This window comes from Allosalinactinospora lopnorensis, assembly GCF_000981225.1.
Lineage (GTDB): Bacteria > Actinomycetota > Actinomycetes > Streptosporangiales > Streptosporangiaceae > Allosalinactinospora > Allosalinactinospora lopnorensis.
Window position 1 is genome coordinate 1 of sequence record NZ_LAJC01000107.1, and the last position, 10,449, is coordinate 10,449.

Here is a 10,449-nt window from a genome sequence, read left to right on the forward strand (position 1 = left end):
CCGCCCGGACCCGGCGCCTCGGCTCCCCCGGTGCGGCGCCCCCCGGCAGAGGGCCGGCAGCGGAGTCGCGCTGGCGCCCCCTCCTGGACTGGTTCCCCCGGCTGATCTCACGTGTCGTGGTCGGACCGGCGGGAGAACTCGACTACGCGATCCCGGCCAAGCTGCGCCACTCCTACCGCGTCCACGGCCACATCGGCTCCGGCGGGGAGGCCGTGGTCTACCTCTCCGAGCCCGCCGACGAGCCGGGCCGGCGACTGGCGCTGAAGGTCTACCGCCCCGGACACGACATCAACCGGGAGCTGCTGGACCGGCTGCGCGCCCGCGGCGCGGCCGACCCCTACACCCCGGCCATCCACGGCTACGGTTCCGCCCGCAGCTCGTGGGGGGAGGCAGTGGCCTGGGAGGCGCAGGAGTACTTCGCCGAAGGCTCCCTGCGCTCGGTGATCGACCAGGCGCCGCTGCCCGACGACCGGGCGCGCGACGTCGTCGCCGCGGTCGCCGCGTGCCTGCACCACTGGCAGGAGTCCCTGCAGCACAACCACACCGACGTCAAGCCCGAGAACCTGCTGATACGCAAGCTCGACCCGCCGGTGTTCGCCCTCACCGACTTCGGCGGGGCGGTGCGCGCGACCATGAGCCGCGTCTACGGCGGCCAGGCGATCACCGAGGACTACGCGGCCCCCGAGGTCATCGAGGGACGGCGCGAGGCTCCGGCCGCGTGGTGGTCCCTGGGCATCATGGTGCACGAGCTGAGGAGCGGTCGCCGCCCCGTGCGCGGGGAGAACTGGCTGACCGCCCGCAACACCGACATCGACGTCTCCGCGATCCCCGAGGAGGAATGGCGCCTGCTGGCGCAGGGGCTGCTCACGCCCGTGCCCTCGGCCCGGTGGGGCTACGCCGAGGTCCGGCAGTGGCTGGCCGGGGAGCGCCCGCGGCTCGTCAAGGCCCGCCGGCACGCCCCCATCAGCTTCGCCGACGTCTCCCACGACGACCCGCCGAGCCTGGCCTTCGACCTGATGGACCGCTCCGACAAGGGGGCGGTATGGCTGCGCACCCACTGGTCGACGCTGCGGACCTGGCTGGACCGGGAGGTCAACGACTACACCTTCGACCGCGCCTACCTCACGGGCCTCGACGGGCACCCTGAACGAGCGCATCTGGCGATCAGTGCGCTGGCGGCGCGGTTCGTCCCCGGGATGGCGCCCCGCTACAGGGGGTACGAGGTCAGCGCCGAGGGCGTGCTGGCCATGGCCAAAGGTGAGAGCAGCCGGCACGCGGCTCTGCGCGAGGCCGTCGAGCTGGGTGTCCTGGGGCTCGCCGCCCGGCACTGGTGCGACCACCCGTCGTGCCGCGCCGAAGGCACCAACCGCTGCGCGCTCCTGGAGCGTGCGCAGCACGAGGTCCCGCTCATCATGAGGCAGGTGCAGGCCACGGTGGAGCGCCTCGTCGCAACGGGCACCCGCGCGGCGGGAACGGCTCCGACCGCTCCCGCCGCGCACGAATGGGACACCGCATGGGCCCAGGCCACTGAACTCGTCCTGGACCCCGAGGCCGGCCCCCGGCACCGGCGGTTCCTGCGCGCGCAGTCCTGGCACCCGGCGCAGCGCAGCAACGCCCCCCGCACCGAGTGGTGGAGCGAGCAGCGGCGCGCCGGACTGCGCGGCCGCGCCGGCGACGTCGCCACCAGCGCCGCGCTCATCACCGCCGTTCTACTCCTTCCCGGTGCCTCGCAGGCCGGCGCCATGCAGCGGCGGCAGGACCGCGAGAACAGCCGGATGCGCTGGCGCGGCCGGTGGCACAGCATCACCGCGGCCGCCGGAGCCGGCTGGTCGCAGGCGCGGGAACGGTCGGCGCCCCCGCAGCAGGACCTTCCCGGCGGCCGACCGGCCGCCGACCCCCAGTCGTACGACGCCTCCTACCGGGACCGCTCCGACCGGCGGCAGCAGAAGGAGCAGCAGAGGATCGACCGCGGGATGCGCCAGATCCAGCGGGCGATGGGGGCCGGCCGGTGCCGCCGTTTCGCCTACCCGGCCGGGATGCTGGGGATGGTCGAAGGGCTCGGCCGATCGCTGCTGCCGCCGGAGGGCTTCTTCCCGAACAACGATGTGGTCCTCGCCTGCTACGAGGGGCTCCTGGCGTTCAGCAGCAGCGCGGTCGTCTCAGGAGTCTCCTCGACGGCGGCGGGCCTGCTCCCCGGCGACAGCGGGCACAGCTGGTGGTTCCCTGTCGTCCTCGGGCTGGTCCTGTTCCTCCTCGGGCACACCGCCGCCGGCCGGCGGCGCAGGGCGCGCACCCAGTTGATGTCCTACCGCCTCGCACTGGTCGGGTCGCTGCTGATGGCGGTCGCCCTCCTGGCCGGCGGCCTGCTCACCCTGGGGGCGGGGATACTGATCCCCCTCGACTCACTGCTCGGCTGAGGTCGCGCGTAGGATCCCCGGAGACCACGTCGAATGGGAGACGATACCGGGTGGACCACGCGATCGAGCTAGAAGCAGGGGACTACCGGGCGGTCATCGACCTCCGCGGAGCCGCACTGTGCCGTTTCACCTGGCACGACGAGGAACTGATCTGGGGACACTCCCCCGGAGGTGAGATCCGGGGGTTCCAGGGCCAGTTGCTGCTCCCGTGGCCGAACCGCGTCGGCGGAGGGCGCTACGTCTTCGACGGCACCGAACACCAGTTGGAGATCACCGAACCCGGCGGCGGCTCGGCCCTGCACGGGCTGGTGCACTCCCTACTGTGGCGTCCGACGACCACCGCACCGGACCAGGCCGTACTCGGCTGCACACTCGACGGCGCCCCCGGCTACCCCTTCCGCCTGGAGGTGACGGCGGACTACCGGCTCGACCCCGCAGCGGGTCTCACCACCACCGTCACCGCCCGCAACACCGGCACGTCCTCCGCCCCATGCGGGATCGGGGCGCACCCCTACCTGAAGGTCGACACGCCCCTGGACGACGCGACACTGCACCTTCCCGCGCAACTCCGCCAGCCGGCCGACGAGCACCTGCTCCCCGTGGATTCCCCGGAACCCGTCGCCGGAACCGCGCACGACTTCCGCACACCGCGTCCGGTCCGGACGGCTACGTTCGACACCGCCTTCACCGACCTGCGGTACGGCCCCGACGACCGGGCGTGGACCGTGCTCTCCGGAGCGGAGACCGCGGTCGGGCTGTGGAACGACCGTTCCTGCGGCTGGCTCCAGATCTACAGCGCCGACCGCCTCGTCAGTCCGGATCACCGGGCCCCGCTCGCGGTGGAGCCGATGACGTGTCCGCCCAACGCCTTCGCCACCGGGGACGCTCTGCGTGTCCTCTCCCCCGGCGCCGGCATGCGGGCGCGGTTCGGCATTCGCCGGCTGCCGCCGGTCACCGCTTAGCAGACCTCGGCCGCGTCCTCCTCTGCCGGCTCGACGAGGCCGCGCAGGCGCTGCAGGTCCTCAGGGGTGTCGATGTCGTCGGGTCTGGCGATGTCCTCGCAGGGCACCGTGGCCACCAGGTGAGAGTAGGCCCGCAGGAACGGGCGGGCACCGACCTCGCCCTCCGCCATGGCGTGCACGCTGGGCCAGTGTTCGCGGGCCAGCAGGACCGGGTTGCGGAAATTACCGACATAGGTCGCGACGGCCGCGCGCTCCCCTTCGCCGTACGCGTCCGCCAGGCGCCGCACCGCGGTCGCGGTGACCAGCGGCTGGTCCACCAGGGCCACGATCACGGCATCGACGTCGTCCGGCATCGCGTCGAGCCCCGCGCGCAGTGAGGACCCCAGTCCGCTGCCCCAGTCGGGGTTGTACACGGTGACCGCCTCAGGCACCTCGGCCCGCGCGGCTCCCACCACAATGTAGATCGGCACGCACCCGCCCTCGCGCAGTGTCCGGACGCCCCGATCGGCCAGCCGCTCTCCCGCCAGCTCGACGAGCGCCTTGGGCCGTCCCAGCCGGCTTCCCTCCCCCGCGGCCAGCAGGAGACCGGCGACCGGCGTGCCGCCTGCGCCTTTCTCACGTGTCGTCATAACGCGATAATGCCATGCCAATGCCTCCGGCGAGACTGTCACTAATGCCATACTCTGCGTTCTCCGCGCCGAATTCCCCCTTCGATGCGGGAATCAGCGCACAGCGAATTCCGGTTACCGGTGAGCGTGGCCGATTCCGGTCGAATCCGGGGCGCTTTCTCAGCGTATTCTCAGAAAAATCTTGCCGCGCTTCCCGTCAGTACGCTCATCCCCCGCTGCCGCTCCCCACCGGAACAGCCGCCGCCCGAATTGCCATCGGTTCGCTGTGGATGCGGCCGCTCGTGGTACTGAGCGGGCGCCCGCTCCCGCCCCACCGGGTCTGGATGAGCTCGGCGGCGACCGAGACCGCCGTCTCCTCCGGAGTGCGCGCGCCGAGGTCCAACCCGATCGGTGAACGCAGCCGGGCGAGCTGGTCCTCACCGACTCCGGCCGCACGCAGCCGGGCCATCCGGTCGTCGTGGGTGCGGCGGCTGCCCATCGCCCCGATATAGCCGGCCGGGGTGCGCAGGGCTGCCTCCAGCACGGGGACATCGAATTTGGGATCGTGGGTGAGCACGCAAATGGCGGTCCGCTCGTCGATCTCCGCCTCGACCTCGCTGATGTAAACGTGCGGCCACTTGACGAGGACTTCCTCGGCATTGGGAAAGCGCTTCGCCGTCGCGAAGACCGGACGGGCATCACACACGGTAACCCGGTACCCCATGTAGGAGCCGATGTCGGCGACCGCCGCGGCGAAGTCGATGGCGCCGAAGACGAGCATGCGCGGCGCCGGGGCGAACGACCGCACGAACACTTCGAGCTCGTCGCCGCGCCGCTGGCCATCAGCACCGTAGCGCAGGATGCCGGTGCTGCCTTGGGCCAGCAGCCCCCGGGCGTCGTCGTCCACCGCCGCGGCCAGCCGCTCACCTCCCAGGTCGCCCTCGGCGCGGTGGGGCCGGATGATCCGGCGGGCGCCCAGCCGGCGCGGGCCGGAGGCGATGGTCGCGACCGCCACCGGCTCGTGCGCGTCGATGCTCCCGATCACCTCGGGCAGTTGCGGATAGAAGGTGCGGTTCACCGGCTCTACGAGCACATGCAGTGTTCCCCCACAGGTCAGGCCGACAGCGAACGCGTCATCGTCGCTGATGCCGTAGCGGTCGCGGGCCGGTTCGCCGTTCGCGATCACTTCCTGGGCGAGCTCGTAGACAGCCCCCTCCACACAGCCACCGGAGATGCTGCCGATGACCTCCCCCGAAGCGCTGACCGCCATAGCCGCCCCCGCTTCCCGCGGTGCGCTTCGGTAGGTCTCGATAACTGTGGCGAGCGCGAACGTCTCGCCCGATTCGTACAGGTCCGCGACGGAACCACGGATGTCGCGCACGTGGCACTCCTCTCAGTGAACGGCCCCCCGTCGTCCGTTACCTGAGGCCAGGCTATGCGCCGCCCGGCGCACAGGGAGAGAGCACGATCCTCCGAAAAACGTACGGGCCGTTCGTAGCCGGACACATACCCCCGGCGCCGTTCCCGGATACCCCGATCCGCCAACAGCGTGCCGGGAACGCGCGCGAGGGCGGGCGCGCCCGCGAAAACGGAGCGGCCCGCCGCTCGGCAGACGAACAGCGGAAACACCACCAGAAGGACCACGGCCGACCGGACCAGCACACTGACCCGGTCGGCGCGTGTCCTGCCGCGCCGACCCCTGGGCCGATGGCGGGGTCGTTGTTCCCTACCCCTCCCGGCACGGCCCGCAGCGGTTCGACCGCGTCCCGGGCGCCCTACCCGCGGGGCTCCTCGCTTCGCCGCGGTCGCGCAACAGGTCCTGGAACTGGATGAGACTGATCCGGGCCCGCTCACCGTCGTTGCTCTGGATACCCATGACCGCGAGCGTGGACCCGTCTGCGAGATCCATCGAGGGCCACGGCTCCCCGGTCGGCATCCGGATATCGATGATCTCGGCCCATTCCAGCACGTGCGTACGGATGCCGTTGACAACGGTCACGCTGCGCTCGGTGGCGGTCAGGCGGGGGCGGCCGAGCAGGTGCAGCACACCGGCGCCGAGGAGCCCCATCAGGACCAGGCCGATGCGGTCCGTCAGCCGGAACTGCTCCGGAAGGACCACACCAAGGACCGCCATCGTGGCCACGACCACACAGGCCAACCCGTAGGCGACGACCCGGATGTTCCGCGGCCGCCATGTCACCGGCAACTTCGGCCTTCCGGTCCCCTCGACCACGGAGTCCTCTTCCCTCACGTTCCCAGACCGCATGCGGATGCGGTCCCCTCCACCCGACGGCCCCGATGGGCCCCGCCCGTTCACGGCCGCGCCCGTCACGCGGCGAACTGGCCGTCCCTGCCGCGGAGCGCCCGCAGCACGAGAGCGGTGTCGAGAGCGGCAACGACGGCTTCCCGTCCCTTGTCCTCGTGGCTGTCCGGAAGGCCGGCGCGAGCGCGCGCCTGGTCAAGGGTTTCACAGGTCAAGACGCCGTTCGCAACAGGACTGGCCGCGCGCAACGCGACATCGGTCAGGCCCTGGGTGAGCGACTGGCAGACATAGTCGAAGTGCGGCGTCGCCCCCCGGATCACCGCGCCCAGGGCCACCACCGCGTCGTGCGTACGGGCGAGCTCCTGGGCGACGACGGGGACCTCGATCGCCCCTGCCACCCGGACCACAGTAGGGGCGGTGACCCCCGACTGCTCTGCCGCTTCCCGCGCGTTCGCCAGCATGGGCTCCACGATTCCGGCGTTCCACCGGGTGGCGACGATCCCCAGAGTCAGCCCTCTGGCATCGACGGAGATGTCCTCGGGGCGTCCCGTTCCAGTCATGGTCACAGGTCCTTCGTTGCGTGGTCAGTTGACGACGGCGATGCCGGGCAGGTCGTGTCCCATGCGGTCGCGCTTGGTCTGCAGATAGCGCAGGTTGTCGTCGGTGACGACAGTGGGCATCGCGATCCGCTCGGTGACGGCGATCCCGTGTCGGAGGAGCCCGTCGGTCTTACCCGGGTTGTTGCTGATCAGCCGGACGGAGCGGACCCCGAGGTCGGTCAGGATCCGGGCGCCGGCGCCGAACTCGCGGGCATCTGCGGGCAGCCCCAGCTCCAGGTTGGCGTCAACGGTGTCCGAGCCGGAGTCCTGCAGCCGGTACGCCTGTAGTTTGTGCAGCAGCCCTATACCGCGGCCCTCATGGCCGCGCAGGTAGACGAGGATCCCGCGGCCCTCCTCGGCGATCGCGGCCATGGCCGCTTCGAGCTGGGCCCCGCAGTCGCAGCGGTGCGAGCCGAACGCGTCCCCTGTGAGGCATTCGGAATGCAGCCGGGTGACCACATCCGCGCCGTCGCCGATCTCGCCGAGTACCAGCGCGATGTGCTCGGCGCCGTCGGCCATCCCCCGGTAGCCGACCGCGCGCCACTGCCCGTAGCGGTTCGGGATACGGGTCTCGACAACGCGCTCCACCGTGGGACGGTGCGCGGCCGGGATCTCGGCGCGGACGGTGTCGCCCACCTTCTCGATGTAGCGCACGAGCTGCTCGATGGAGACCAGTCTCAGGCCGTGTTCGTCGGCGAACTCCCGAAGCCCGGGGAGCCGTGTCAACGTGCCGTCGTCGTTGACGATCTCGGCGAGGACGCCTGCGGGGCGGAGCCCGGCGAGGCGTGCGAGGTCAACGGAGGCCTCCGTGTGGCCGCGGCGGGCGAGCACCCCGCCCGAGTGGTAGCGCAGCGGCAGGATGTGACCCGGGCGCACGAAGTCGTCGGCGGTGCTCTCAGCGTCGGCGAGCAGCCGGATGGTGTGGGCGCGGTCGGCGGCGGAGATCCCGGTGCTCACCCCGGAGCGCGCGTCGACCGTCACCGTGTAGGCGGTGCGCAGGCTCTCCTCGTTCACCTTGGTCATCAACGGCAGGTCGAGCCGGTCGAGGTCCTCGCCGAGCATCGGGACGCAGATGATGCCCGATGTGTAGCGGACCATGAAGGCGAGCAGTTCCGGCGTGGCCGCCTCGGCGGCCAGGATGAGGTCGCCCTCGTTCTCCCGGTCCTCGTCGTCCACGACGACCACGGGGCGCCCGGCGGCCATGTCGGCGATCGCCCCGGTGATGTCGTCCAGCGCGATGGAAGCGCCGCCCCGTCGCTCTGCGGTGCCGTCCGAAACGCCGACTCCGGCGCCGGCCCGGGTGTCCGCGCCCGTCTGTGGCTGCGCCGCGCTCGCGTCGCTGCTCGTCATTGCTGCTCCCTGCGCTGCGTTGGTGATCGAAATGGTCGGCAAGAGCCAGGGGGATGACGGATGGGCGCCCGTCGATCGCGGCGCCCTCTCCGCGGCGTAGTGCGAGGAGCCGGCGTCCGGACGGGGCGCACCGGCGGTGCCGCGGCTCATCGGAGGGCTCCCGGGGTGAAGGCGGCCAGCCGCTCGACGTACTTGGCGATGACGTCGACCTCGAGGTTGACCGGGGCACCCACACCCTTGCGGCCGAGCGTGGTCAGGCCGAGGGTGGTGGGGATCAGGCTGATCGTGAAGGAGCCAGCGTCGACGGCGGTCACGGTGAGACTGACCCCGTCAACGGTGATGGACCTTTCTCCACGACGTAGCGGGCCAGGTCATCGGGGAGGGAAACCGTGACGGTCTCCCAGCGCGCGCCGGAGACGCGCGCCGTGATCTCGCCGGTCCCGTCCACGTGTCCCTGGACGATGTGCCCGCCGATCCGGTCGGAGACCTTCGCGGCGCGCTCTAGGTTAGCCGGGGAGCCAGGGGTGAGTGCGCCGAGACTGGAGCGGTCCAGTGTCTCCTTCATCACGTCGGCGGTGAAGCGGGCCCCCGAGACTCCGGTGACCGTCAGGCAGACGCCGTTGACCGCGATCGAATCGCCGTGCGCGGCGTCGGATGTCACTGTGGGGCCGTGGATCGTCAGTTCGACGGCGTCGCCCGCGGCGCCGCCGGCCGGCGTGATCTCGGTGATCTCGCCCAACTCTTCTACGATTCCGGTGAACACGTCCGGGCCATCCCCTTCACCTGCTCAGGCTCCGGGGATGAACTGCTGGGCGGCCACCGCCGCCAAGACCGGACGGCCCCGCCGGATACGGCCGGCTACCCACCGTCGGGTCCCACGCGCACTGCCTCCCATCCGGACTTTCACCGTCGGTACCGGAATTCCACCGGTTCAACCGGCCGATGGATTCGGCCGGGTCGCGGACTGTCACCGCCGGTTCGGACTTTCACCGACCCCGGAGCACGCGTTAGACAACGTCTCGATCACCAAGTGTGCCATGAAGGATGATTCCCGGAAGACGGGAGGTAACCCGCAAAGCACGCCCGGTTGGCATCGAGCCTAGCAAAACCCCGCAGCCGGCTCCGGGGAGGTCAGGCTGAGAACTGTCGCCCCTCGACGGTCTCGGGCCGCACGGCCAGGCGCATTCTGAGGAACAGCTCCGGCGCGCCGAGCGCGCCCCAGAGCGACATGAGCGCGTAGACCGCGTATTCGCGGAGCGCACCGGCGGCGCCGTCGACGGTGGGAACGGCCGTACGCACCGCGACGAGGATCAGCACTGTTCCGGCCATGCCGATCACGTAGCGCGCGGCACGCGAGACCAGCGGCCCCTCGGCGCTGTACCAACCCCTCGCGGCGAGCACCGAGAACCCCACGAGCACACCGAAAAACCCGCCGCCCAGCGTGGAAACGTACGTCAGCGTCTCATTCGCCACGTCGGGGGGCACCGCTCCGGTCCATTCGGCGGGGAGCCTCCAGTCGCGGCGTATCAGCTCCTGCCATGTGATGACGCCCACTCCCGGCAGCAGGGAGACGGTGAAGGCCAGGCCGACCTGGTGTGTCGGCGTGCGCCCGCGCCACCAGCGCAGCAGGGAGTCCTCGTAGCGCAGCACCAGCCAGAGCAGCAGCGCCCCCACTGCCATCCCGGCCACGACGTCGGTGACGAAGTGCGCGCCCAGGTAGACGCGGGAGAAGGCGATGAGCGCGATCAGCGCCGCGGCGGCCGGCCAGGCCCATCGCCGCCGGATCCTGGCGGCCAGGTAGCCCCACACAGCGACCGCTGTCTGGGCGTGCCCGGAGGGCAGGCCGAACGTGGACTCCGTGGTCAACGGGGTCACCGCGGGGGTGAACCAGTAAGGACGGGGGCCGTGGGAGACCCCCTTGAACAAGCCGTTGACCAGCGATGACCCCAGCAGCACCAGGGACAGGCGCGCGCCCGTCCCCGCGTGCACACACCAGAACAGCAGCGCGAGCAGAGGGAGGAGCAGCGTCTTGCCCCCCAGGACGGTCACCGCCCGCATCGGCGGTTCGAGCCACCCTCCCAGGGCTTGGCTCCACAGGACGAGACCGACCTCGCCGTCCCACACCGTTTCCATGGCATGCCGTCCCTACTGGCGGAACCGATGATGGCCCTTCCCGCGCCACGATGGCAGCCCCTGTCCGCCGTGCAGGGGCTGCCGGCGACCGGAGGCCCCACCGCGGTCGCTCGAAGC

8 protein-coding genes, 1 pseudogene and 1 riboswitch are annotated in these 10,449 nt (G+C 71.3%); of the genes and pseudogenes, 2 read left to right on the plus strand and 7 right to left on the minus strand.

All coding sequences use genetic code 11. The annotated features are described in order from the left end of the window. Positions 1 to 2,417: protein kinase domain-containing protein (locus tag VS93_RS24515; protein WP_046472229.1), on the plus strand; the 2,417-nt coding region annotated here is incomplete at its 5' end. A 50-nt stretch (positions 2,418 to 2,467) separates the two neighbouring features. Continuing rightward, the gene (locus VS93_RS24520) at positions 2,468 to 3,379 is read left to right on the plus strand and encodes an aldose 1-epimerase family protein (RefSeq protein ID WP_046472230.1); all 912 of its coding nucleotides are present in this window, start codon (positions 2,468 to 2,470) and stop codon (positions 3,377 to 3,379) included. Here VS93_RS24520 and VS93_RS24525 read toward each other — a convergent pair. The 7 genes and pseudogenes from VS93_RS24525 to VS93_RS24555 form a co-directional block, all read right to left on the minus strand. Further along, a complete protein-coding gene (locus VS93_RS24525) occupies positions 3,376 to 4,008 on the minus strand; it encodes a nucleotidyltransferase family protein (RefSeq protein WP_046472231.1) in 633 nt (210 codons plus the stop codon). The genes VS93_RS24520 and VS93_RS24525 overlap by 4 nt on opposite strands. A gap of 205 nt (positions 4,009 to 4,213) precedes the next feature. Beyond that, positions 4,214 to 5,368 (minus strand): XdhC family protein, encoded by a 1,155-nt coding sequence (locus tag VS93_RS24530; protein WP_046472232.1) that lies wholly within the window; start codon positions 5,366 to 5,368, stop codon positions 4,214 to 4,216. Positions 5,369 to 5,713: 345 nt separating this feature from the next. Then, positions 5,714 to 6,253, minus strand: coding sequence for a PH domain-containing protein (locus VS93_RS24535; protein ID WP_046472233.1), 540 nt, complete (start codon positions 6,251 to 6,253; stop codon positions 5,714 to 5,716). Between the two features lie 62 nt (positions 6,254 to 6,315). Next, on the minus strand, positions 6,316 to 6,810 hold the full coding sequence (gene ribH, locus VS93_RS24540) for a 6,7-dimethyl-8-ribityllumazine synthase (RefSeq protein ID WP_046472235.1): 495 nt from the start codon (positions 6,808 to 6,810) through the stop codon (positions 6,316 to 6,318). A 24-nt stretch (positions 6,811 to 6,834) separates the two neighbouring features. After that, on the minus strand, positions 6,835 to 8,199 hold the full coding sequence (locus VS93_RS24545; RefSeq protein ID WP_156185006.1) for a bifunctional 3,4-dihydroxy-2-butanone-4-phosphate synthase/GTP cyclohydrolase II: 1,365 nt from the start codon (positions 8,197 to 8,199) through the stop codon (positions 6,835 to 6,837). A gap of 146 nt (positions 8,200 to 8,345) precedes the next feature. Continuing rightward, positions 8,346 to 8,962: pseudogene (locus VS93_RS24550) on the minus strand (riboflavin synthase). Between the two features lie 114 nt (positions 8,963 to 9,076). Further along, positions 9,077 to 9,207: riboswitch (FMN riboswitch) on the minus strand. 123 nt (positions 9,208 to 9,330) lie between these two features. Further along, positions 9,331 to 10,332, minus strand: a complete 1,002-nt coding sequence (locus VS93_RS24555) for a phosphatase PAP2 family protein (protein WP_046472234.1) — start codon at positions 10,330 to 10,332, stop codon at positions 9,331 to 9,333. Positions 10,333 to 10,449: the final 117 nt, after the last annotated feature.